The organism is Streptomyces sp. NPDC037273 (assembly GCF_055603625.1).
On the sequence record NZ_JBVJVO010000001.1, the window covers coordinates 918,591 to 942,789 of the forward strand.

Here is a 24,199-nt window from a genome sequence, read left to right on the forward strand (position 1 = left end):
ATTCATTCTCCTAGATCCCACCTGATTCGTTCTTGCGCCCGCCCCCCCCCCCCCCCCCCCCCCCCCCCCCCCCCACCGCTCTCACATCCCCGCGGTCCCGCCGACCCGCTCGACCGGAATCCACAGCTGCGAGTCCGTCTCCGCACCGATCTCCACCGGCTGGGTCCGCAGCAGCTCCGGGCCCGGCCGGCTCACGTACGGATTCGACGGGAACCACTGGGTGAACACGTCGCGCCACAGCTCCTGCAGGGCGCTCGGGTAAGGCCCGTGGTTGTCGAAGACAGCCCACGTGCCCGCCGGGACGTCGAGGAAGTCGAGTCCGTCGGCGGTGGCCCCGGGGCCCGCGGCGACGCCGATCCAGTAGTCCAGCTCGGTGCCCTCCTCACGGCTCTCCGTCAGGTGGACGGCGGCCGACAGCACTCCCCCCGGCTCCCCGCCCGACTCCTCGGCGAGCTCCTTCATCCGCACGATCGCCTGCTCGTCCAGGCTCTCCACATGGGCCGCCGCGGCCGCGTTGACCCCCTCGTGCACCAGAGGAACCCTCGCCTTCCTCCCGACAACCCGAAACGTTTCCTTCTCCACGATCCGATACCGCATGGCCGTACTCCCTTCCACGACGACACGGAAGGACATCCTCGGCTGCGCGGTGAGCGTCGCGCCCGTACGCCGCGCCTCACCCGGCCCGATCCCGTGCACCGACCGGAACGCCCGAGCGAACGCCTCGCCCGACCCGTACCCGTACCGCACGGCCACATCGAGCAGCGTCCGCTCCCCGCCGAGCACCTCAGCCCCCGCCAGCGTCATCCGCCGACGCCGCACGTACACCGACAACGGCATCCCGGCCAACGCCGAGAACAACCGCCGAAAGTGGTACTCCGACGTCATCCCGATCCTCGCCACCTCAGCGACGTCCACCTCGCGGCCACCCTCCCCCTGGATGCACCCCTCGATGTGATCGAGCGCCTGGTTGAGCTGCTCCAGCACCGTGCTCCGTCCTTCCTTCTGACCTCTTCACCGTAGAAAGCCCCACCCTCCCAGGACCCGACGATCCATGCCCGGAAAGATCGGGGCGGGTCAGTCCGCCACCATGCGGGAGGCGTGGGCCCCGCCTCAGGCGTGCGCCCGGCAGAAGGCCCGGACGGCGGCCGTGAAGGACTCCGGTGCCTCCAGGTTGCTCATGTGTCCGACGCCGGGGATGACGACGAGTTCGGAGTGGGGGATCGCGTCGTGGAAGGCGTGGGCGACGCTCAGGGGGGAGCGGGCGTCGAGTTCGCCCCAGAGGAGGAGGGTGGGGACGGTGATGTGGGGGAGGAGGTCGGTCTCGTCGGCCTCGGCCATCAGGGAGAGCTCGGTGGCCATGGAGTCGGGGCGGACGTCCCGGGCCATGGTGTCGAGCAGGGCGGCGAAGCGTTCCGGTGGGCCTTGGGCGTAGAGGCCCGGGAGGGTCGGGTCGAAGTCCTCTCGGGGCGCGGCCAGCATCGCCCGGGCGCCCGCGACGCGTGCCGCGACCTCCTCAGGCGGTAGCGAGCCCTTCCACCCGGCGTACGTGTCCACCATCAGGAGCGAGCGGACCAGATCCGGCCGCCATCGGTACAGTTCGAGGACCAGCGTCCCGCCCCAGGAAAGCCCCGCGACCTGGGCGGGCCCGAGGCCCACGTCCTCGATGACGGCGGCCAGCGCGTCCGCGAAATCCCGGAGGGTGAAGCCCGCCGGCAGCTCGCCCGACCTGCCGGACCCCGGCTCGTCCCAGGCGACCACCGTGAACTCGTCCGCGAGCGCCTCGACCTGTGGCTGCCACATCCGCCCGTCGATCCCCGCCCCGTGCACGAGGACGACCACGGGGCCTTGCCCCGCCCTCGTATAGGCGATGTCGACCTCTCCGAACCGCACTACTGCCATGCGGCCAGGCTAGGCGTCGGGGTGGCGGGTCCTCGCGAGGCCGGTGGACGTGTCGGGGAGGGGGGAGGGGGAGGGGTGCTGCGGTCGAAGGCTCTGGTGTGGTCAACAGGCAGCCGTTGAGAGGGTGTTGGTGGCCTGTTGGTGGGGCGCGGGACGGTGGGTTCACAGCCGGGGATGCGGCGCGGGACAGGGGCGTGGCGGCCGGTCGAGTGAGTGGAGAGGGAGTTCCTCATGGGAACGAAGAGCAAGAGTGGTGGGCTGCGCAGGCGGGTGCTGCCCGCGGTGGCGATGGCGTTCGCGGCGCTGGGGGTGATGGCGAGCCCGGCCTCGGCTGCCGGGCTGCCGTGCAGTGGCTACTACTGTGACGGCTGGGACCCGAACACGGTCAGCTGGGACGCGGGCCCGGACACCGACGCCACGGCCACCGTGTCCGGCTACGCCACGGTGGAGCTGCGGTCCGGGAAGAAGGACGGTCGGTGGTACGGATGGGCCAGGACCGCCACGAGGTACTACAAGTACGGGGTGTGGATCGACCGTTCCACGGACGGGGGCAAGACGTGGGACGGTCTGCGCGGGTACGTGCACGCCGATGGTGGCGAGGAGTACACCGCGATGTCCTACTGGCCCGACGGCACGTGGCTCCGGGCCTGCGTCAACGTCGAGGGAATCCAGCTGAAGTGCACCAACTGGGTGAGCTGACCTGTCGGTTCGGCTCCTGATCGCCGATGGCCGATCGACGATTGCCCTATGGGGGATTGTCGATCGCTGATCGCTGATCGCTGATCGCTGATCGCTGATCGCTGATCGCTGATCGCTGATCGCTCGTCCTCGGTCCGTCAGCGGGGCCAGCCGCTGCGGCCGGGGGCGGGTGATGGGCGCCAAGACCCGGTCCCGTAGGGGAGTTGGCCTGGAGTGTGGGGGCGGGGCAGGATCTTGGATTGTGGAGCGTAGATGGGGTGGGGCGGTCACGGCGGGAGTTGTGGTGTGTGTGGCCGCGGCGGGGTGGTTGTTGTGGACGGCGGTGCGGGAGGGGTGGGGTGAGGCTGATCCGGTGGCGAGCGTGTTCGGGGGCGCGGCCGGGTTGGTGGCGTTGGGTGTGACGGTGGCCGCGTTGCGGGGGGCCGGGGATGGGCGGGGTGCGGGGGTTGCGCGGTCCGTGGCGCCGGAGGTGCCGGAGTGGGTGGTGGGGCGGGACGAGGTGGACCGGGTGGTGGCGGCGTTGGTGCCGCGGGCGCGGTGGCGGCGGGTGTTGCGCCGGGGCGCGGGGGATGGGCGTCCGGTGGCCATCACGGCGGGGCTGCATGGGTCGGGGGGCTTCGGGAAGACGGTGCTGGCGTTGATGGTGCGCGCGCATCCTGGTGTGCGGCGGCATTTCCGGGACCGGGTGCATCATCTGACGATCGGGCGGGAGGTGCGGGGGCCTGCGGCGATCGCGGCGAAGGTGGCCGAGGCGATTCACGTGATCACGGGGTCGGTCGTCGAGGTGGGGCAGGATCCGGAGCAGGCGGGTGAGCAGTTCGCGCGGGTGCTCGCGGGGGTCCCGCGAACGTTGCTGGTGATCGATGACGTGTGGGAACAGGAGCAGTTGGAGCCGTTCCTGCGGGGTGGTGACGGGCAGTGCGTGCGGCTGATCACGACGCGCAATCCGACGGTGCTGCCCGCGGCGGCCGCGCGTATCTCCGTCGACCGGATGTCGGCGGAGCAGGCCGAGGCGGTGCTCGTGCACCGACTCGATCCGCGGCCTTCGGCGGAGTCCGTACGGGCCCTGGTGGAGGCCACCGGGCGGTGGGCGTTGCTGCTGCGGATCGCCCACCAGTTCATCGCCACGCAGGCGGCCACGGGGATGGACGTCGAGGACGCGGTGCGGGCTCTGCTCGACCGGCTGCGGGTTCGGGGGCCTGCGGGTGAGGATCCCGTGGGGCCGTTGGACCTGGGTGATCCGCAGCGCAGGAACAAGGCCGTGCGGGCCAGCATCGAGGCGGCCACGACCCTGCTGCCCACCGGGGGCGGGGACCGGTTCGTGGAGTTGGGGATCTTCGCGGAGGACGAGCAGGTGCCGTTGTCCCTGATCGTGCACCTGTGGCGGGCGACCGGCGGTCTCGACGAGACGGCGGCGCGGGCGCTGTGTGCGCAGATGGCCAACTTGTCGCTGCTGACCGTGGACACGACCGTCGCGGGCGGCGCCCTGTCCGTACACGACGTCATCCGGGACTACACGCGCAAGGAGCTCGCGGGGAGGCTGCGGGACCTCAACGGCGCGTTCCTCGACGCGGTCGGCGCGGCCCTTCCACGGGCGGAGGGCGGTGGCACGGCCTGGTGGGAGTGCGACGCCTCCTATCTGCTCGACCATCTCGTCGCCCATACCGTGGAAGCGGGGAGGGACGGTCAGGCGGAGGCGCTGGCCTGCGATCCGAGGTGGATCCGGGCCCGGCTCCACCAGCGCGGTCCCACCGCTCCGTGGAGCGACCTCGCCCTCATCGCCGGGCCCAGGGGTGTCCGGCTGGCACGGCGGCTGGCCGGGGCCGCGCATCTGCTGTCGCCGGTCGATCCGGTGCACGCCCTCGACGCGATCCTGCTCAGCCGGGTGCCCGAGCTCGCGGAGCGGCACGCGGCCGTCGTGCCCTTCGCCGGGACGCCGGCGCTGGTCAACCGGTGGGACCCGCCGGACCTGCCGGACCCCGCGCTGCTGCGTACGCTGCCCGAGCACGAGGCGGGGACGCGGGGGGTGGCCTTCAGTCCTGACGGCGCCTGGCTGGCCTCCTGCTCGTACCATTCCGCGTCCGTCTGGGACGTGCGGTCCGGGGCGGCGCTGAGAAGCTTCACCCCTGAGCGGGGCCGCCTGGAGAAGGTGGTGTTCGGGACGGACGGCGGGGTCCTCTCCACCGTCACCGACGACGGTGTGGTGAGCGTCTGGGACACCGTGTCGGGGTCGCTGCGGCAGATGCTGCCGGGGCTGTGCGCCGCGCCCCGCTTCGTGGCGTTCAGCGGTGACGGTTCCCGGTGCGCGACGGTCGACTCCCGGGGACGGGTGCAGGTGTGGGACCCGGCCGCCGGCCTCCTCGTGTCGGTGCTGCAGGGGGCCGGCGCGCTGGAGCCGATCGCCTTCAGCGCCGACGGGACGCGGCTGGCCGTCCTGGACGAGTACGCGCGCGTCAGAGTCTGGGACACCACGCGCGCCCGCCCGCTCCTGGAGCTCGACACGGCGACGGTGACGGACGTCGTGTTCAGCGCCGACGGCGCCCGGTTCGCCATGACGGGGTCCGACGAGCGGGTACGGCTCTGGAAGGCGGGCGAGACGGCACCCGCGGACGTGCTGCCCGCCCACGGTGACGTGTGGGCGGTCGCGTTCAGCCCCGACGGTAGGAAGGCGGCGGTCGCCACCGACGACGAGAAGGTACGGCTCTGGGGCACCGACCCGGCCCGTCCGCTGCACACGATCCCTGGCCACAGCGGCGGCATGTGGGCACTCGCGTTCAGCCCCGACGGCTCGCTCCTCGCCACGTCAGGGGCCGACGGCGCGGTGGACCTCTGGAGGGTGGACTCGGGAACGCTGCTGCGTACCCTCACGGGGCACAGCGGGGGAGTGTGGTCGCTGGCGTTCAGCCGCGACGGGAGCCTGTTGGCGACCGCGGGCTCCGACGAGAGCGTACGGATCTGGAGTACGGCGGACGCCTCGCGGTCCCCGGGGCCCAGCGCCTCCGGCGGCGTCCGGGCCCTCACCTTCAGCCCCGACGGCACCCACATAGCGACCCAGGGCGACGACGGCCATGTGAGGATCTGGGACGCGGCCGCCGGCGCCCTCCGCCGGTCCCTTGCCCGTGTGGACCTCGACGGGCGTCCTCTCGTGCTCGACGCCCCGGACGGCACCGACGCCCACGCCTCCCCGGGCGGCCGACCCACGTGGACCTGGTCCGTACCCACGGCCCGCTCGGGGCGGGCGGCCCGCAGAGGGTCCTCGGACACGTCGGCGCACAGCCCCGACGGGACGCTCGTCGCCGTCGTCGGACCGGACCGCACCATCCGGATCGCGAGCGCCGCCGACGGCGGCCTCGTCACCGTCATGCGTACGGACAGCCCGCTGACGTGCTGCGCCTGGAGCCCCGACGGCAGCCTCCTCGCCGTCGGAGGAGAGCGCGGGCTGTTCTGCTACGAGGTGGCCGTTCCTCGGCCGGGCGCGGCGAACTGAGACGACCTCGTGCGTGTCGTCATGGTCGCGGTCGGGGCCGGTGCGGGCATCGGCTGCGGGAGGAGGAGGGGGAGGGAACACGGTCGTTGGTGGACGCCCGCTCCACCAAAGGCGTGGGGGTGACTCCGAGTGGGTGGTGGGGGGTTCGGGGCTCCTCCATCAGCGGATGACGGGGCGGCGGCGGTTCCTGAGGATCGGTGGGTGTTCGGCTGAGGAGGCCGAGTGCATCCCAGGCCCTTGGGGGAGAAGTGAACGAGTACGTAGCACCCCGTCGGATAACCGTCTTCGACACCACGCTCCGCGACGGCGAACAGGCGCCGGGCAACGCGATGAACCCGGAGCAGAAGCTCGAACTGGCCCAGCTGATCGCCGGGTTGGGCGTGGACACCATCGAGGCGGGGTTTCCCGCCTCCTCGCCCAGTGACTTCGAGGCGACCCGGCTGATCGCGCGGCACCTGCGCGGATCCAAGTTCGCCACCTTCTCGCGCACGACGCGCAGGGACGTGGAGATCGCCGTCGAGGCCGGCGGGGTCGACAACCACCAGGTGCAGATGGTGGCCACCGGCAGCCAGATCCACCTGTCCCACAAGCGGGGCATCACCCGCGAGGCGGCGGTCCGGGAGGTCGTGGACACGGTCGAGTTCGCCGTGTCCCTGGGCGTCACCGACATCGCCGTCGGCATCGAGGACGCCAGCCGCGGCGAGGACGACCTGCTGCGCGCGCTGACCGAGTCGGCCGTCGACGCGGGGGCGACCTGCATCATCCTGGCCGACACGACGGGCTGCCACACGCCCGAGGAGTTCGGCACCCTCATCGGCAAGATCCGCCGCTGGGCGCCGCAGCCGGTCAAGGTGTCCACGCACTGCCACAACGACTTCGGCCTCGCGACCGCCAACACGCTGGCCGGTCTCGCGGCCGGCGCGGACGAGATCCAGGTCGCCCTCGGCGGCATCGGCGAGCGGGCCGGCAACACCTCCCTCGAGGAGGTCGCCGCCGTCCTCGCGTACAAGACCGAGCTGCTCGGGATGACGACCGGCGTGCGCCTGGACGCCATGTACGCGGCGTACAACAGGCTGCGCGAGATCATCCGCCTTGAGGAGCCCCGCAACAAGCCGATCTTCGGCAAGTACGTCTTCGGGACGGCCGCCGGCATTCACCAGCAGGGCATGCTCAGCGACCCGAGCACGTACGAGTACGTCGAGCCCGCGCGGTTCGGACGCGAGCGGTCCCTGCTCATCGGGCGCCACTCCGGACGCACGGTCCTGCGCCACCTGATCGAGCAGCTCGACGTCGACGTCGACGAGACGGAGCTCGACGAGCTGTACCGCGTCCACATCGCCGAGCGCGAGCAGGGCGACTGCGAGGACCTGTCGGTCGTGCGGGAGCGGCTCGCCCTGGAGCTCGGGACGCGGCTGGCGGTGGCAGCGGCGCGATGAGGTACGCCTATCTGGGCCCGGAGGGCACCTTCACGGAGTCCGCCGTCCGGCGGCTCGCGCCCTCCGCCCGGCAGACCGTTCCCTTCCCCACCGTCCCGGCGGCGGTGGAGGCCCTGGGGTCCGGCGGGTTCGCCAGGGCGGTGGTGCCGCTGGAGAACTCCGTCAGCGGAGTGGTCCCCCCCACCCTCGGGGAACTCGTCGCGCACGCCGGACGGCTCAGAATCGACGCCCAGGTGACGATCGGCGTCACCTTCGCCCTCATGGCGGCCGAGGGCACCCGACTGTCCGACATACGGCGGGTGGTGAGCCATCCGCACGCGCTCGGCCAGTGCCGGCAGTGGGTCGAACGGAACCTGCCGCAGGCGCGGACGGTGGTCGCCGACTCCACCGCGGCGGCCGCCGTCTCCCTGACACGGGGCGGGGCGGCCGGCGACGCCGCCATCGCCGCGCCGGAGACCGCCGCACGCTACGGGCTGACCGTGCTCGCCCACGACATCGGCACGCGCCACGACGCCATGACCCGCTTCGTGTCGCTCCGCCGCAGCGGCCCCGACGGGCCGCCCACCGGCCATGACCGCACCGCGCTCCTGATCACCTCCGACCGCTCGGATCCCGGCGTGCTCACCGGCGTGCTCGGCGAACTGAGCCACCGTCAGGTGTCCGTCGCCTGGATCCAGTCCTGGCCCCGGCAGACCGCGCGGGGGCGCTACCACTTCCTGATCGAGGTCGACCGGCACCTCGCGCATCCCGGCCTCGCGGAGGCCGTCGAGGCGATGCGCCGGAGCGTCGACTCGCTGACCCTGCTCGGGAGCTATCCGTACATCGTCGACCGTGAGGTCAAGGGGGAGAAGGCAGCCGCATGAGTGCGACGCGCATCGCTGTGATCGGCAGCGGGCCCAGAGGAATGATGGTGCTCGAGCGGCTCGCGGCCCGGCTCGGGGAACACCAGGGCCCCCTGGACGTCCGCATCTTCCTGGTCGACGCCGTCGAACCGGGCGCCGGCCAGGTCTACCGGACCGACCAGCCCGACTGGTTCCTGATGAACACCGTGGCCGGCCAGTGCTCCGCCTACTCGGGCGAGCCCGACGGCGGCCCGGCACGGGCCGGCGCCGGCCCGTCGTTCGGCCAGTGGTGGGAGTCCGTCGGCGACTACCCCGGCCCGGACAGCTACGCCCCGCGCGGCCAGTACGGCAGGTACCTGCGCTCGGTACTGGACGCGGTCACGGAGTCCCTGCCGCCCGGCGTACGGCTGCGGAGCATCAAGGAACGCGTCGACGAGGTCGTACGACTCGACGGCCGCTACCGGATCGCCCTCTCGGGCGGCGAGCGCCTGGACGTCGACCGGGTGGTCATGGCCACCGGACACTCCAGGCACGAGCTCACCGGACACGAGGGCGACCTCGCCGACCTCGCCCGCACGCACCCGGAACTCCGCTACATCCAGGGCGAGTCGGCGGCCGACATGCCGCTCCACGAGATCGCGCCCGGCTCCGGCGTCGGCGTGATCGGGCTCGGCCTGTCCTTCTACGACGTGATGGCGGCGCTCACCATCGGCCGGGGCGGCCGGTTCGCCCCCGGCGAGGACGGCACGCTCGTCTACCACCCCAGCGGCGAGGAACCGGTGATCGTGGCCGGATCGCGCAGCGGCATGCCGCTGCCGGCCCGGGGCCGGAACCAGAAGCCGCCCCGGTACTCCTACCGCCCCGTCCTCTTCACCCCGGACCGCATCCGGTCCCACCAGCCGCGCGGCCCGCTCGACTTCGCGCGCCACGTCCTCCCGTGGCTGAAGGCCGAGATCGAGCTCGTCTACTACGGAACGGCCCTGCGGCGCGCCTTCGGCGCCGAGGTGGCCGACCGGTTCGCCGCCCGCGTGAAGCTCCTCGCCGAGGAGGGCGTGCCTCCGGTGGAGTCCATCGCCGAACGGCTCGGACCGCCGGGAGTCCCGACGCTCGACATCGACGCGCTCGCCCGCCCCTTCGCGCATCGCACCTTCGCGGGGCCCGAGGACTTCGGGAACGCGCTGCGCGAGGAGATCGAGCAGGACCTCGCGCACGCCACCGCGGGCAACGTCGACTCGCCGCTCAAGGCCGCGCTCGACGTCATGCGCGACACCCGCTGGGTCCTGCGCGAACTCGTCGACTTCTCCGGGCTCACCGGCCGCTCGCAGCAGGAGGACTTCCTCGGCTGGTACGTGCCCAGGGCGTCGTTCCTCGCGGCAGGACCGCCGATGGAACGTCTCCAGCAGGTGCTCGCCCTGCTCGACAGCGGACTGCTCCGCATCGTCGGGCCGCGCACCCGCTTCGACGGCGACCCGGACGAGGGCGTGTACGTGGTGTCCTCGGCGCAGGTCCCCGGCTCCGCCGTGCCGGTGACGACGCTGGTCGACGCCCGGATCCCCAGCCCCGACCTGCGCAGCGACCTCAGCCCGCTGACCGCGGGGCTGCGCGAGTCCGGCGCGTGGACGAGTTACGTCAACCGCAGCGGCGGCAGCGGTTACGACACCGGCGGCGTCGCCGTGACCAAGAGCCCGTTCCATCCCGTGGCCGAAGACGGCGGTGTCGACGAGGACATGTACGTCATCGGCATCCCCACCGAGCACACCAGGTGGTTCATGCAGGTCGGCAGCAGCAGGCCGGGCATGTGGAGCGATTTCGTCCATGACGCCGACGCGATAGCGGCGCACGCGCTGCGGCCCGTGTCCCGGGCCGAGGCGTCCGGTGCGCGGACGCCCGAGCTCGTCGGTTCGGGAGCGGAGACGGCAGGCGAGCGATCGCCGCAGAGGAAGGTGGGTTGAGCATGCGTGTGGCACAGCGGTTCGCCGGTGTGGAGCGGTCCGCGACCGTCGCCCTGCTGGAGACGGTCCAGCGACTGCGCCGCAGCGGGGTCGAGGTCCTCGACCTCAGCGGTGGCGAGCCGGACTTCCCCACGCCGGAGCCCGTGGTCACGGAGGCCGTCGCGGCCCTGGAGGGCGGGGACACCCACTACACGCCGAGCCGGGGCGTGCCCGAGCTGCTGCGGGCCGTGGCGGACAAGCTCGCCGTCGAGAACGGCATCCGGGTGGATCCGGCCACCGGCGTCATCGTCACCCCCTCGGCCAAGCAGGCGCTCTTCACCGCCCTGATGACCGTGCTCGACCCCGGCGACGAGGTCATCGTGCCCACACCGGCCTGGGTCAGCTACCCGGCGATGGCCGGCCTCATCGGCGCCCGCGCGGTGTCGGCCGAACTCCGCGCGGAGGACGGTTTCCGGCTGTCCCGAGGACTGTTGGACGGCCTGGTCACCAACCGCACCCGGGCGCTCGTCGTCAACACGCCCGCCAACCCGACCGGGCACGTCCTCGACCGTGAGGAGGCCGAGGAGATCGTCGCGTTCGCCGTCGAGCACGATCTCGTCCTCATCGTGGACGAGATCTACGAGAAGATCGTCTACGACGGGCACGTCCACCTCAGCCTGGCGAGCCTGCCCGGCGCGGCGGAGCGCACGCTCACCGTCAACGGCTTCTCCAAGGCGTACGCGATGACCGGCTGGCGGCTCGGCTACCTCGCGGGCCCCGAAGCGCTCGTCTCGCAGGCGCTCAAGGTCCAGGAGCACACGGTCAGCTGCGCCGCGTCCTTCGTGCAGCGCGGCGGCGTCGCCGCCCTCACCCGGACCGGCGACGACGTGGCGGCGATGCTGAAGGAGTACGCGGTACGCAGGGACATCACGGTCTCCGCCCTGAACGCGCTGCCCGGCGTCACCTGCGCCGCTCCCGAGGGCGCGTTCTACGCCTTCGCCGACATCCGCGGGACGGGGCTGTCCTCGGCCGCCTTCGCCCAGCGGCTGCTCGACGACGCCGCGGTCACGGTGGCCCCGGGCTCGGCCTTCGGGCAGGGCGGCGAGGGTTACGTACGCCTGTCGTTCGCGGCGTCGCGCGAGGTGCTCCAGGGCGCGGGAGAGCGGCTGTCCCGACTCGCCGCGGAGTGGGCCGGGAACTGACCGGGTCCGCTACGGAAGCCAGGAGGCCGGCAGCCCTGGTGAGGGCTGCCGGCCTCCGGCATGCTGCGCTGTCCCGGACAGGAGGCTCCGGACAGGAGTTCCCGGAAAGGAATCCGCGCACAGGAGCCTCCGGCCAAGTGGCGCCGAACAGTGGCTTCGGACAGGGCTGGATTCAGGCCACCTCGGCGGGTCGGGCCGGGGCGGCGGGCACGGGCACGGGCAGCGCTTCCCCTTCCGTGGGGCAGGACCGCTGGAACAGCAGCACGGCCTCAAGGCGGTTGCGGGCGCCGAGCTTGGTCAGCGCGTGGGAGATGTGGCTCTTGACCGTGGCGGGCGAGACCCGGAGGCGGACCGCCGTCTCCGCCGTCGACATGCCCTCGGTGAGGTTGCGCAGCACCTCCTGCTCGCGGGAGGTGAGCGTGTGGAGGAGGTCCTTGGAGCCGGCGGCGGTGGGGGCGGGTGTCGCTCCGGTGGGACGGGCGTACAGGGTACGCAGCTCGGGGGAGAGCACCGTGTGGCCGGAAGCCACCGCACGGATGGCCGTGGCGAGCTTGGCGACGTTGATGTTCTTGACCAGACATCCGGTCGCGCCCGCCGCGAAGAAGGCGTCCAGGCGGCGCTGGGTCCAGCCGGTGCCGACGACCAGCACCCGTACCTGACGCAGGTCCAGCTGCCGGATCAGGCCGGTGGCGTCCTCGCGGGGGGCGACCGCCAGGACGGCCACGTCGACGCGGTCGAGCGGCCATTGCCGCAGCGGCTGCTGGTTGTTCACGCCGCCCACCACGTCGAGGTGGGCCGAGGCGCCGAGGACGCGGGTCAGGACGTGCCGGGAGATCGGGTCGTGATCCGCGACCAGCACGCGAGCTGTGTCGTCTTCGGCGTGCTCCGCGCCGAAGAGATCACGTTCCAGAGACATGTGGTGCGCCCTTCGTCAGAGTGTTCGATGTCTGCCAGGGAAGCCTAGGATTCGATAACGCCGTTCAGCAATGCTGAACGGCGTTATGGCCGATTCTGAGCGCTCCGAGGGCGAGCTCTAGGTGCGTATGCGTGAACACCCCACATTTCTAAGGTGATCGCTTGATCGTTCCTTGGTCTGGTGTTTGTTGACGCCCCACTGAGAGCACACCTACGGTCGAGCATCGGGGGCCGCCCGCCATCGCCGTCGGGTGCAGGGCTTCCGTGTGCCGCTGCAGCGGAGGGGGAAGCATGCAGGACGACGCGCCGGCCAGGGCGTGGCTCCGAGAGTTCGCGCGAGCAGTCGAGGAGGGCGAGGGCAGACTCACCGCCCTCGACTCCGCCATCGGTGACGGCGACCACGGCACCAACATGAGCCGGGGCACCTCCCACGTCCGCCGCATGCTGCTGCGGGACGAGACTCCGGACAGCGCGGGCGAACTGCTCGAAGAGGCGGGCCTGATGCTCCGCGACCAGGTAGGCGGAGCCGCGGGAGTGCTGTACGGGAGCGCCTTCCAGGCGATGGGCGGCGCGCTGCCGGATCGCCGGGCCCGGGTGGCCGAGCTGGGCGACGCGCTCCAAGCCGGACTCGACACCGTTGTCAGACTCGGAGCGGCGGCCACCGGCGACAAGACCATGGTCGACGCCTACGCGCCCGCCGTGGCGGCGTTCCGCGCCGCGGGCGCGCGGGGCGGCGGCATCGCGGCGGCCGCGGCAGCCGCCGCCGCGGCCGCCCGGATGGGCGCCCGGTCCACCGTCCCGATGCAGGCGCGCAAGGGCCGTGCCTCGTACCTCGGCTACCGCAGCATCGGCCACCTGGACCCCGGCGCCGCCTCCACCGAGATGCTCTTCCGCTCGCTCGCCGAGGCGGTCACGGGCGACGCGGATCCGGAGTGGTGTCAACCGCGGATCGCCTGCCTGCCCGGCGTGTGAACGAGGCCGTGCCGTCCGGAGGACCCCAGGCGCCCACGACCGTGAACGCCTGCTGAGCGTTCAGCCGCGGATCGCCCGGCGAGGACGAGTTCCCCGTGATCGGCCGGTCCAGGTCACCGAACCCCCAGGAGCACTCCGTCACCGAGTCCGGCGTGGTCGGCAGCCGCAGCCCCGCGGCCACTCCGCCGGCCTCGCCGAGGGCCCGCTGGAACGCCACGACCTCCTCGATCACCATCGACATCAACGCGGACCGGTGGCCCGAGCGGGCCGTCACCGTGTTCCCGCCCATCGGGTCGCACAGCCACGCGACCGGATGCCCGGCCCGCCGCACCGCGGGCACGAGCCGCCGCAGCTCCGCCGCCACACGGTCGGCACCCATCCGCGAGACCAGGACCAGGCGGCCCGGCACCCGTTCCGGATCCAGCACCCGGCAGAGGCGTACCAGCTCCTCGGACGTGGTGTCGGGGCCGACCTCGCACGCGAGCGGGTTCGTCACCCGGGCCAGCAGCCGGGCATGCGGCCCGTCCGGCCGCAGGGCGTGCGCGCCGATCCACGGCAGATGAGCGGAGGCGAGCAGGGGCCGGCCCGTCGGTGTGCGCCGCAGGAAGGGCAGTTCGTCGTCGGGCACCAGGACCTGACGACTCGTCCAGACCGGCTCACGGCCGGGCCGAGGGGAGTCCGGTACTCCGTCACGCTCCGACAGAGGGGAGTCCGGCACCCCGTCACGCTCCGACAGAGGGGAGTCCGGCACCCCGTCACGCTCCGGCCGAGGGGCTTCCGTCGCCCGCTCAAGCCCGATCCGTATCACCGGTGCCCCGCTGTTCACCCGCATGATTCCGGTCATCGCGTCGAGGAGCGCGCTCGCCGCGGGCGTGGCCTCCCGGGTACGGTCCCCGGCCTGGAGCACCTGGTACTCGCCGGCGGCGGCCCGGGACAGCAGCAGACGGAGCGTTCCGATGTCGTCCGCGCCCCGTACGGCCGCGTCGTCCACCGGGGTGCCCGGCGAGGGCACGGTCAGGCCCCCGCCGGCGCGGCGGCGGGCGCGGCCGCGGCCGCGACCAGGTCGGGGCGGAGCGAGGCCGCGCCGTGCAGGTAGACGTGTGCGGCCTCGGACCGGGGCCGGGTGGAGTGGGTGTGGATCAGCACGCGGACCGCGCGCGGACTGCCGCCGGGCACGTCGATCTCGCTCGCGCACATCAGCGGTACGTCCACGAAGCCCATCTCCCGGGCGGCGCGCGCCGGATAGGCGGCGGTGAGGTCGGGGCTGGCGGTGAACCAGATGCTGATGAGGTCGGCCGGGTCGAGCGCGTTGCGGGCGACGAGTTCCCCGAGCAGCTCGGTGGTGGCCCGCACGATCTCCTGCGGGTCGTTCGACGACACCTGCGTGGCACCGCGCAGGGCCAGCACCCGGGACGCGGGTGGCGCCGCCGCCGGGCTCGCGGGCCGGGCGGCGGGGTGGCCGTTCACTTCACTGTGTCCGTTCAATTTCTTCTCCGGGGATACCGACGGCGGACCGAACAGGCGCGAGACGCGGTGTCATCCTGCTGGCCCCGGCACACCCGCGTCATCCACCGACGGTGGACCCGGCCGGCCGCCGTGACCCGGGTGCGCGGAAGGAGGAGGGCCGTGCACCGGCGAAGGAGGCCTCCACCATCGGCCGATGCCCGGGCACGGCACGTGCCAGCAGCATGACGGGCATGGGTTCAACGCTTGCGCAAAAGGTCTGGGCCGACCACACGGTCCGCAGCGGCGAGGCAGGGGGCGACGACCTGCTGTACGTCGATCTCCACCTGCTCCACGAGGTGAACACGCCGGCCGCGTTCGACGGCTTGCGGGCGGCCGGCCGCACCGTGCGGCGCCCCGAGCTGACGGTGAGCACCGAGGACCACAACGTGCCCACCACGTCCCCCCTCGACGGGTTCGACGACCCCGCCGGCCGCCGGCAGTCCGTCCAGCTCCGCGCCAACTCCGACTCCTTCGGCATCCCCATGTACCGGCGCGGTGACGCGGAGCACGGCATCGTGCACGTCATCGGTCCCGAACAGGGCCTGGTCAGGCCCGGCATGACGGTCGTCTGCTGTGACTCGCACACCACCACCCTGGGCGCCTTCGGGGCCATCGCGTTCGGCATCGGCACCAGCCAGGTGGAGCACGTGCTGGCCACGCAGACGCTGTGGACCCGGCGGCCGCTCGACATGGCCGTCAACGTCACCGGCGCGCTCCCGGCGGACGCTACGGCCAAGGACCTGGTGATGGCGCTGATCGCGGCCATCGGCACCGGCGGCGGCCAGGGCCACATCATCGAGTACCGGGGGCCGGCCGTCGAGGCGCTGTCGATGGAAGGCCGCATGACCCTGTGCAACATGTCCGTGGAGGCCGGGTCCAAGGCAGGGCTCGTCGCCCCCGACGAGACGACCTTCGCCTATCTGCGGACCCGTCCCGGGATGCCCCAGGGCGCGGAGTGGGACGCGGAGGTCGCGTACTGGACGTCCCTGCGCACCGACCCGGACGCGCGGTTCGACAAGGAGATCACCCTCGACGCCTCCGCGATCCGTCCGTACGTCTCCTGGGGGACCAACCCCGCGCAGAGCCTGCCGCTCGACGGCCGGGTGCCCAGCGCGGACGACTTCGACACCGCCACGCAGCGCGCGGCGGCCGAACGCGCCCTCGCGTACATGGACCTGAAGCCCGGCAGCCGGCTGACGGACATCGGCATCGACACCGTGTTCGTCGGTTCGTGCACCAACGGCCGCATCGAGGACCTGCGCGCCGCCGCCGACGTGCTGCGCGGCCGCCGGGTCGCCGACGGGGTGCGCATGCTGGTCGTCCCCGGCTCGGCCGCCGTGCACCGCCAGGCGGTGGACGAGGGCCTCGACCAGGTCTTCACCGGTGCCGGCGCCGACTTCCGGCCCATCGCCGGCTGCTCCATGTGCTGCGGCCTCAACGAGGACCGGCTGCGGTCCGGACAGCGCGCCGTGTCGACGAGCAACCGCAACTTCGAGGGCCGGCAGGGCAAGGGGGCGCGCACGCACATCGCCTCCCCGGCGGTGGCCGCGGCCAGCGCCGTCGCCGGCCGGATCACCGCACCCGCCGACCTGTGAGGCCACGCACCGACATGGAACAGTTCACCGTCCACACCGGTACGGCGCTGCCGCTCCGGCGCAGCAACGTCGACACCGACCAGATCATCCCCGCCCGTTTCGTGCCCTACTTCAGCCCGACCGGGCAGGGCAACGGGCTGTTCGGGGACTGGCGCGACGACCCCGCCTTCCCCTCGAACCAGCCTCAGTACCAGGGCGCGACCGTCCTCGTCGCGGGCAACGAGTTCGCCACCGGCTCCTCACGGGAGTCCGCCGTATGGGCCCTGCAGAAGGCCGGATTCCGCGCCGTGATCGCCGCCAGCTTCGGCGACATCTTCCGCGAGAACTCCCTCATGCGCGGCCTGCTCCCCGTCGCCCTGCCCTCGGACGCCGTCGAGCGCCTCTGGGAGCTCACCGAGGCGGACCCGACCACGCCGGTCACCGTCGACCTCGAGAGGCGCCACGTCCGCTTCGCCGACCGGACCGAGACCTTCACGGTCAACGAAGGCGCCCGCGAACGGCTGCTGCGCGGCACCGACACCATCAGCGACACCCTGCGCCACGAGGCCGAGATCACCGCACACGAGCGGCGCCGCCGACCGCTCCTGCCCACGACGACGAGGAGCGCGTCATGACCCGACGCCCCGCCCTGCTGGTGCTCGACCTCATCAACGAGCTCGTCCACCCCGACGGCAAGTACAGCGACGTCTGCCTCGACCAGATCGAGAGCAGGGGCGTCCTCACCCACGCGCGCCGCGCCATCGACCTCGCCCGCGAACAGGGCATACCCGTGGTCTACGTGGTCGTCGGCTTCTCCCCGGGCCTCGCGGACTGGCCGCCGACCTCGCCGCTCTTCACCGAGGCGGCCGACGGCGACCGGCTGATCCTCGGCACCTGGGGCACCGAGGTGCACGACTCCCTCAAGCCCGAGGCCCACGAGCCCGTCATCGCCAAGCGCCGGGTCAACCCGTTCCTCGGGACCCACCTCGAACTGACCCTCCGCTCCCTCGGCGTCAACACGCTGCTGCTGACCGGGGCGACCACCGACCTCGTCATCCTGTCCACCGCCCGCGAGGCCCACGACCTGGACTTCCGCGTGGAGGTACTGGAGGACGCCACCGCCACCTCCGACCAGGAACTGCACGAGGCGGCGCTGACGCTGGCCGGCCGCACCGCCGACATCACGACGGTGGACGCGGCACTCGGCCGCACGCGGGCCGCCGGCGAGAACGAGACCGAAGAGAAGGAGTGACACCGATGCAGCCGTTCTACCTCATGACCGACCGCGAGAAGGACGAACTGTACGGGGTGCTCGAGACCATCGACACCAACCCGTACGACGACTACCACGCCTTCTCCGCGGCCGTGCGACGAGCGACGGAGGGCAAGGTCCCCGAGTCGCTCCTCCAGGCCGCCGACCGGATCCGCGCGGAACGCGAGGCGGGCGTCTCCGACACGCACGTGCTCCGCAACTGCCCGGTGGACAAGGACCTTCCCGAGCTCGGGCACGACGACCCGCAGGCCGACAAGTACGCCCACAAGCTGACCCACGTCGGCGAGGGCTTCCTGGAGCTCGTCGCGCAGCTGACCCGTACCCCCGTGATGGCGTACGCCACCCGCTTCAACGGCGACTTCTTCACCGACGTGTACTCCATCAGCAAGTACCACGGGAAGCAGACCGGTTACAGCGACGGCGAGCTCGTCTACCACAACGACCGCACCGCCCACCCCGTGCGCGCCGACTACATCAGCCTCCTCGGCATGCGCTGCCCGGTGCAGGAGTACACCTGCACGAGCCTCGTCGAGGCCCGCACGCTCCGCGCCGGACTGACCGAGGACACCCTGCGCATCCTGGGCGAGGCCCACTTCGTCACCCCCTTCGACGTGGTCTCACGGGACAACAACAGCAGCCTGACGCTCTCGGAGAAGCACCCGATCTTCCAGGGCGACTACGGCATCCGCTACCTGGACACCCACACCACGGTCGCCCCGGACGCCCCCGGCGAGGCCAAGGACGCGCTGATCGAGCTGAAGAACGCGCTGACCCGCGCGGAGAAGAAGCGCCACCGCATCCTCGAAGGCGACCTGCTCATCTTCGCCAACCAGAACGGTCTGCACAGCCGCGAGCTGATCGAGGTCAACGACCCCGAGCGCTCCCGCTCGCGCTGGCTGCTCAAGACCTACACCCTGCGCAGCCAGGCCGTCGCCGACGGCTTCGCGGACCGCTGGGTGGACGGCGTCGCCGGCCGCGTCGGCGACTGACCACCGGGCGGACCACACGGTCCGAGGGGCAGGTGTACGGGAGAGGTTCCCGCACACCTGCCCCTCGCGTTTCCGGGTACGGAGGCGCAAGCCCGCCGGTCAGTCGGTGACCCGCCAGGCGACGCCACGGCCCGCCCCGAGCTCACGGGACAGCAGGGTCGCCACATCGCGTACGGCGATGGCGTGCCGCTGCTGGTTCGCCTTGGACAGCAGCCGCTCGACGGGCCCGATGACGCCGATCGCGCCCGCCGGCTCGCCGGACCGGTCGAACACCGGCGAGGCGATACACGCCTCGCCGAGCGTGCTCTCCTGGTCCTCCAGGGCGTAACCGGTCTGCCGGACCGTCTCCAACTGCTCCGCGAGCACCACCGGGTCCACCATGCTGTGGCCGGTCAGCCGGGCCAGATCGCCGTCGAGCAGCTCCCGCTGCCGCTGCGAGGGTAGGAACGCCACCAGCGACTTGCCGAGGGCGGAGGTGTTCCACGGGACGCTGGCGCCGAGATCCGGGATCTGCACCCCGCTGCGGGGCCGGAAGGCGTGGTGCACGACGAGAATGTGCCGGTCGTCGCCGAGCAGACCGACCCACACGGCCTCGCCGGTGCGCTCGGCCAGGGTGTCCGCCCACGCCACCGAGTGGGAGCGCAGTTCCTGCGTCTCCAGGTACGAGTTGCCGAGGCGGAGCAGCGCCATCCCGGGGAGGTACTTGCTCGTCCCCTTCTCCTGCCGGACGAGACCCTCGGCCTCCAGGGTCTGCAGCAGCGCGTGCACGGTCGGCTTGGAGACCCCGATCCGCTCGGCGAGCTCGGTCACGCCCAGACGGGGACCGTGCGTCGCCAGTTCCCTCAGAATGCGTGCGGCACGCTGAACGGACTGCACCATGCTTCTACTCGCAATCAGTATGGCGGAACGCCGTTCAGAATAGTGCCGCGCTTCGACGCACCTGCTGACCGATCGACGGGCGAAGCTTACGCCCTGGTGAGGCGGAAAGGGAGATCACCGACGAAGGATGATCAACAGCGGAGTGCGGGGCGCGGGCGCGGCGAGGCCCGCGGGAGACGCGCGGGAGACACGCGGGGACGAGCAACGGGCGGCGGGCCCCTCGGCACCCGGCCTGTGTCCGGATGCCTGGGAGCCCGCCGCCCGAGGGGGGAACCGTAAGGGAATTCGGCCGCTTTCAGGCGGCCCGCAGGGCCTCGGCGCGCCGCCCGGTCACCGCGGCCAGGACGGACGCCGACAGGAAGGCCACCGCGGCGATGACCGCCGAGACGTGCAGGCCGTCGATCATCCCGTCCGTCGTCCCGACCAGCGTCCCGAAGAGAGCCACGCCCATCGCGCTGCCCACCTGACGGGACACGTTGAACACGGCGGACGCGGTGCCGGCCTTCTCCGCCGGGCTCGCCTCCATGACCGCCACGGTCGACGCCACCACGGTCACCGGCGTCGCCAGACCCGTCGCCATGAGCGCGAAGAGCAGGACCGGGTACGAGGTGTCCGGGCCGGCGGCCAGCCACCCCAGGAAGCCGACGCTCCCGAGGAGCAGCGCGCCGGTCATTGGCACGTACGGACCGAAGCGCGCGGTCAGCCGGCTCGACAGCGGCGCCGCCACGAAGCCCATGCACACCGAGGGCAGGAGGGCGAACCCGGTGCTCAGCGCGCTGAGTTCACGCTGCTGCTGGAAGTACAGGGTCGCGACGAACAGCAGCCCGTAGTAGCCGAAGCTGAGGAGCAGGCCGATGAGGTTCGTCGCGGTCAGCCTGACCTCACGGAACAGCGACATCGGCAGCAGCGGCCGCCTGCCCTCCGGCCGTACCGCCGCGTTCCTCTCCAGACGCAGTTCGACGGTGACGAACGCCGCCAGGCACACCACACCACCGGCGAACAGGGCGAGCACCTCCGGCGAGGTCCAGCCCGCGGTCCCCGCCTCGTTCAGCGCACCGGCCACCCCGAGCAGCCCCAGTACACCGAGCAGCAGACCGGCCGGGTCCATCCGGCCCGGCCGCTCCTTCCGGCCCGGCGCCGGCACATGGCGCAGGGTGAGCAGCACGGCGACCGCGGCCACCGGCAGGTTCACCCAGAACACCGCACGCCAGTCGAAGCCAGCGACGAGGAGCCCGCCGACCGCGGGCCCGGCACCGAACGCGACCGCCGAGACGAGCCCCCAGTAACCGACCGCCCGGGAACGCTGCGCCCGGTCGGGGTAAGCCGCCTGCAGGAGCGCGAACGACGCGGGCACAAGGAGCGCCGCCCCGGCGCCCTGGGCGAGCCGCGCGCCGATCAGCACCCCGGCCGAGGGCGCCACCGCGCAGCCCACGGACGCGGCCGCGAACACCCCGAGGCCGGAGAGGAACAGCGTCCGGTGTCCGAAGCGGTCACCGAGCCCGCCGCCGACCAGCAGAAGCCCGGCGAAGAAGGCGCTGTAGCCGTCGACGATCCACTGCAGGTCCGACGCGCCCGCGTCGAGCGAGTCCTGGATGGCGGGCACCGCCACGTTCACGACCGTGACGTCGAGCATCACCAGGAAGTAGCCGAGACTCAGCGCGATCAGCGGCGGAAGGGAAAGGGCAGGCCGGGCGGCCTCGGCCTCGGCGCCGGGTGCGCGGGCGGGGGAGAGCGAAGGGTCTGTGGACGTCATGCGATCCAGTCTCGGCGCGCAACGTTTCGTCACCCGTCAAAGTGTGATCGGACTACGCTGGACCCATGGCAAGGACGACGACCGGTCGACGCCGGAACCAGGACCAGGTACACCACCAGCCCGACATCGCCCGGGCCGCCCACCTCATCGCCGACCCCTCCCGCGCCCGCATGCTCAAGGCACTCAGCGACGGCCGCGCCCTGGCCGCCGGCCTCCTCGCCACCGAGGCGGGCGTCAGCGCCGCCACGGCCAGCGTCCACCTCGGCAAACTCGTCGAGGCCCGCCTCGTCACCATGGAGAGCGCCGGTCGCTGCCGCTACTACCGCCTCGCCAACCCCGACGTCAGCCTCGCCCTCGAAGCCCTGGCCGTCATCGCACCCCCGCTCCCGGTCACCTCCCTGCGCGAGAGCAGCACCGCCGGCGCCCTCCGCCGCTCCCGCACCTGCTACGACCACCTGGCCGGCCGCCTCGGCGTCAGCCTCCTGGAATGCCTCCTCAAGGACGGCCTCCTCGCCGGCCACGACGGCACCCACCACCCCGACACCGCCGTCCGCGACGGTGTCTCCGGTTACGGCCACGACATCGACTACCGCCTCACCGACACCGGCCGCGCCACGCTCTCCCGCTTCGGCGTCGACCTCGACCGCCTCCCCGCCCGCCGCCCCCCGATCCGCTACTGCGTCGACTGGAGCGAACAGCGCCATCACCTCGCCGGCGCCGTCGGCGCCGCCCTCACCGCCCGCCTCTTCGAACTGCGCTGGCTGCGCTACGGATCGAGTCCGCGCGTCGTCCACGTGACGGAGGAGGGCGCGGACGGCCTGGCGGACACCTTCGGGCTGCGGGTGGCGGACTGAGGGGCCTCGGCCTATCGGCGTACTCCTCCGGAGGAGCGGGACCCCTGGCTTCCTCCGAAGAGCGATGACGTACGGCCGTCCTCCGCCGAGCCTTGATCGTGCCGAGAGCCATCGAACGACATGGCGTGACAAGCAAAGGGAGAACACCGACGTGCCCACTACGCAGAACCCCGTCGGCAACCGCACGGACCGCCACGTGACCGTGCTGCGCGACCTGCTGTCCGCCGAGGCGCTGGACGCCGTGACGTGGCAGCGCTGGAACGAGCCGGGCCGTACCGGCACCGCCATCCACGCCCTGTACAAGACCGACGACGAGCGTCCCGCGACCGCGCAGCTCATCCGCTTCGACGCCGGGGCGCACGGCGACCTCCACGAGCACCTGGGGTACGAGCTCATGTTCGTCCTCCAGGGGGAGTTCCTCAACGACAACGGCGACCGCTACCGGGTCGGCGACCTCGTGATCGAGGAGCCGGGTAGCGTCCACCGCATCAGCACGGAGACCGGGTGCACCCTGCTCGGCATCCGTGAAGCCCCGGTCGTACCGACGAACTGAGGGGACGGGCGTGAACCTCCACAGCCCCAGCGGCAGAACCTGGCAGTCGCTGCCCGCGGCGCAGCAGCCGGAATACCCCGACCCGCAGGCCCTGCGCGATGTCATCGCGGACCTGGAGTCCTTTCCCCCGCTCGTCTTCGCGGGCGAGGCCGACCAGTTGCGCACGCGCCTCGCGGCCGTCGCCAAGGGGGAGGCGTTCCTCCTCCAGGGCGGCGACTGCGCGGAAGCCTTCGACGGGGTCTCGGCCGACCACATCCGCGACAAGCTCAAGACGCTCCTGCAGATGAGCGTCGTCCTCACCTACGCGGCCTCGGTGCCGGTGGTGAAGGTCGGCCGCATCGCCGGCCAGTACTCCAAGCCCCGCTCCAGCCCGACCGAGACCCGCGACGGCGTCACCCTGCCGAGCTACCGAGGCGACTCGGTGAACGCCCAGGCCTTCACCGCAGCGGCCCGGACCCCCGATCCGCAGCGCCTCAAGCGCATGTACCACGCCTCGGCCTCGACGCTGAACCTGGTGCGCGCCTTCACCACCGGCGGCTACGCCGACCTGCACCAGGTCCACGCCTGGAACCAGGACTTCGTGAAGTCGTCCCCCTCGGGCCGGCGCTACGAGCAGCGGGCGCGCGAGATCGACAACGCGCTGACCTTCATGCAGGCCTGCGGGGCCGACCCGGAGGAGTTCAAGACGGTCGAGTTCTTCTCCTCCCACGAGGCCCTGCTCCTCGACTACGAGTCCGCGCTCACCCGGGTGGACTCACGCACGGGCCGGCTGTACGACGTCTCGGCCCACATGGTCTGGATCGGCGAACGCACCCGTCAACTGGACGGCGCACACGTGGAATTCGCCTCCCGCATCCGTAACCCGATCGGGGTGAAGCTCGGCCCGGCCACCACGCCGGACGACGCCCTCGCGCTGCTCGACCGCCTCGACCCCGACCGCGAGCCGGGCCGCCTGACCTTCGTCGTCCGCATGGGCGCCGACAAGGTCCGCGACAAGCTCCCCGAGCTGGTCGAGAAGGTCACCGCCTCCGGCGCCCTCGTCGCCTGGGTCACCGATCCCATGCACGGCAACACCTTCGAAGCCGCCTCGGGCCACAAGACCCGCCGCTTCGACGACATACTCGACGAGGTCAAGGGCTTCTTCGAGGTCCACCGCGCCCTGGGCACCCATCCCGGCGGCATCCACGTCGAGCTCACCGGCGACGACGTCACCGAATGCGTCGGCGGCGGCGACGAGATCCTCGTCGACGACCTCCACCACCGCTACGAGACCGCCTGCGACCCGCGCCTCAACCGCGGCCAGTCCCTCGACCTCGCCTTCCTCGTCGCCCAGATGTACCGCGACCACGCCCGCCCCTCCTGACATGCGCGCGGGGGGGGGCGCCCCCGGTGTGGCGTGTGGGGGGGGGGGGGGGGGGAGAGAGGGGTTGGGGAG

At 72.2% G+C, this 24,199-nt stretch carries 21 protein-coding genes; 14 read left to right on the top strand and 7 right to left on the bottom strand.

Annotated elements, in window-relative coordinates; all coding sequences use genetic code 11:
• Positions 1-81: 81 nt before the first annotated feature.
• Positions 82-984, bottom strand: coding sequence for an AraC family transcriptional regulator (locus tag ACZ7G1_RS04080; protein ID WP_470879624.1), 903 nt, complete (start codon positions 982-984; stop codon positions 82-84).
• Positions 985-1,110: 126 nt separating this feature from the next.
• Entirely contained in the window at positions 1,111-1,899 is a 789-nt protein-coding gene (locus tag ACZ7G1_RS04085) for an alpha/beta fold hydrolase (protein WP_470879626.1), read from the bottom strand.
• Between the two features lie 231 nt (positions 1,900-2,130).
• Between ACZ7G1_RS04085 and ACZ7G1_RS04090 the strand changes: the two genes are divergently transcribed.
• The 6 genes from ACZ7G1_RS04090 to ACZ7G1_RS04115 all read left to right on the top strand — a co-directional run bounded on the left by ACZ7G1_RS04090 (position 2,131) and on the right by ACZ7G1_RS04115 (position 11,496).
• Positions 2,131-2,598 carry a hypothetical protein gene (locus ACZ7G1_RS04090; protein ID WP_470879628.1) on the top strand — a complete coding sequence of 156 codons (468 nt, stop codon included), beginning with the start codon at positions 2,131-2,133 and terminating at the stop codon, positions 2,596-2,598.
• A gap of 457 nt (positions 2,599-3,055) precedes the next feature.
• Positions 3,056-6,085: an NB-ARC domain-containing protein gene (locus ACZ7G1_RS04095; protein ID WP_470879630.1), complete on the top strand. Its 3,030-nt coding sequence runs from the start codon at positions 3,056-3,058 to the stop codon at positions 6,083-6,085.
• A gap of 248 nt (positions 6,086-6,333) precedes the next feature.
• Positions 6,334-7,521: a LeuA family protein gene (locus tag ACZ7G1_RS04100; RefSeq protein WP_470879632.1), complete on the top strand. Its 1,188-nt coding sequence runs from the start codon at positions 6,334-6,336 to the stop codon at positions 7,519-7,521.
• Positions 7,518-8,384, top strand: a complete 867-nt coding sequence (gene pheA, locus ACZ7G1_RS04105) for a prephenate dehydratase (RefSeq protein WP_470879634.1) — start codon at positions 7,518-7,520, stop codon at positions 8,382-8,384. Before ACZ7G1_RS04100 ends, pheA begins: the two co-directional genes overlap by 4 nt.
• Positions 8,381-10,315, top strand: a complete 1,935-nt coding sequence (locus ACZ7G1_RS04110) for an FAD/NAD(P)-binding protein (protein ID WP_470879636.1) — start codon at positions 8,381-8,383, stop codon at positions 10,313-10,315. The genes pheA and ACZ7G1_RS04110 overlap by 4 nt, the downstream gene beginning before the upstream one ends.
• 2 nt (positions 10,316-10,317) lie before the next feature.
• Complete coding sequence (locus ACZ7G1_RS04115) at positions 10,318-11,496, top strand: pyridoxal phosphate-dependent aminotransferase (RefSeq protein WP_470879638.1); 1,179 nt, start codon at positions 10,318-10,320, stop codon at positions 11,494-11,496.
• A 172-nt stretch (positions 11,497-11,668) separates the two neighbouring features.
• Here ACZ7G1_RS04115 and ACZ7G1_RS04120 read toward each other — a convergent pair whose 3' ends face one another.
• A complete protein-coding gene (locus ACZ7G1_RS04120; protein WP_470879640.1) occupies positions 11,669-12,412 on the bottom strand; it encodes a response regulator transcription factor in 744 nt (247 codons plus the stop codon).
• A gap of 290 nt (positions 12,413-12,702) precedes the next feature.
• On the opposite strand from ACZ7G1_RS04120, the gene dhaL reads away from it, so the two are divergent.
• Positions 12,703-13,383: a dihydroxyacetone kinase subunit DhaL gene (gene dhaL / locus ACZ7G1_RS04125; protein WP_470879642.1), complete on the top strand. Its 681-nt coding sequence runs from the start codon at positions 12,703-12,705 to the stop codon at positions 13,381-13,383.
• Here dhaL and ACZ7G1_RS04130 read toward each other — a convergent pair.
• Complete coding sequence (locus ACZ7G1_RS04130; RefSeq protein ID WP_470879643.1) at positions 13,322-14,395, bottom strand: 3-deoxy-7-phosphoheptulonate synthase; 1,074 nt, start codon at positions 14,393-14,395, stop codon at positions 13,322-13,324. The genes dhaL and ACZ7G1_RS04130 overlap by 62 nt on opposite strands.
• Before the next feature lie 2 nt (positions 14,396-14,397).
• Entirely contained in the window at positions 14,398-14,850 is a 453-nt protein-coding gene (aroH, locus tag ACZ7G1_RS04135; protein ID WP_470879645.1) for a chorismate mutase, read from the bottom strand.
• A gap of 230 nt (positions 14,851-15,080) precedes the next feature.
• Between aroH and leuC the strand changes: the two genes are divergently transcribed.
• The 4 genes from leuC to ACZ7G1_RS04155 are packed head-to-tail and all read left to right on the top strand — an operon-like array spanning position 15,081 to position 18,725.
• Positions 15,081-16,484, top strand: a complete 1,404-nt coding sequence (gene leuC / locus ACZ7G1_RS04140) for a 3-isopropylmalate dehydratase large subunit (protein ID WP_470879647.1) — start codon at positions 15,081-15,083, stop codon at positions 16,482-16,484.
• Between the two features lie 14 nt (positions 16,485-16,498).
• Positions 16,499-17,098: a 3-isopropylmalate dehydratase small subunit gene (gene leuD, locus ACZ7G1_RS04145; RefSeq protein ID WP_470879649.1), complete on the top strand. Its 600-nt coding sequence runs from the start codon at positions 16,499-16,501 to the stop codon at positions 17,096-17,098.
• Complete coding sequence (locus tag ACZ7G1_RS04150) at positions 17,095-17,715, top strand: cysteine hydrolase family protein (protein ID WP_470879651.1); 621 nt, start codon at positions 17,095-17,097, stop codon at positions 17,713-17,715. Before leuD ends, ACZ7G1_RS04150 begins: the two co-directional genes overlap by 4 nt.
• A gap of 5 nt (positions 17,716-17,720) precedes the next feature.
• The gene (locus ACZ7G1_RS04155; protein WP_470879653.1) at positions 17,721-18,725 is read left to right on the top strand and encodes a TauD/TfdA family dioxygenase; all 1,005 of its coding nucleotides are present in this window, start codon (positions 17,721-17,723) and stop codon (positions 18,723-18,725) included.
• 99 nt (positions 18,726-18,824) lie between these two features.
• Here the strand turns inward: ACZ7G1_RS04155 and ACZ7G1_RS04160 are convergent, their stop codons facing one another.
• Together ACZ7G1_RS04160 and ACZ7G1_RS04165 are read right to left on the bottom strand one after the other, a co-directional pair.
• Complete coding sequence (locus ACZ7G1_RS04160; RefSeq protein WP_470879654.1) at positions 18,825-19,604, bottom strand: IclR family transcriptional regulator; 780 nt, start codon at positions 19,602-19,604, stop codon at positions 18,825-18,827.
• A gap of 295 nt (positions 19,605-19,899) precedes the next feature.
• Positions 19,900-21,357, bottom strand: a complete 1,458-nt coding sequence (locus tag ACZ7G1_RS04165) for an MFS transporter (protein ID WP_470879656.1) — start codon at positions 21,355-21,357, stop codon at positions 19,900-19,902.
• Positions 21,358-21,422: 65 nt separating this feature from the next.
• Between ACZ7G1_RS04165 and ACZ7G1_RS04170 the strand changes: the two genes are divergently transcribed.
• From ACZ7G1_RS04170 to ACZ7G1_RS04180, 3 genes are all read left to right on the top strand, one after another.
• On the top strand, positions 21,423-22,211 hold the full coding sequence (locus tag ACZ7G1_RS04170) for an ArsR/SmtB family transcription factor (protein WP_470879658.1): 789 nt from the start codon (positions 21,423-21,425) through the stop codon (positions 22,209-22,211).
• Positions 22,212-22,362: 151 nt separating this feature from the next.
• Positions 22,363-22,764, top strand: coding sequence for a cupin domain-containing protein (locus ACZ7G1_RS04175; RefSeq protein ID WP_470879660.1), 402 nt, complete (start codon positions 22,363-22,365; stop codon positions 22,762-22,764).
• A 10-nt stretch (positions 22,765-22,774) separates the two neighbouring features.
• Positions 22,775-24,127, top strand: coding sequence for a class II 3-deoxy-7-phosphoheptulonate synthase (locus ACZ7G1_RS04180; RefSeq protein WP_470879661.1), 1,353 nt, complete (start codon positions 22,775-22,777; stop codon positions 24,125-24,127).
• Positions 24,128-24,199 lie beyond the last annotated feature (72 nt).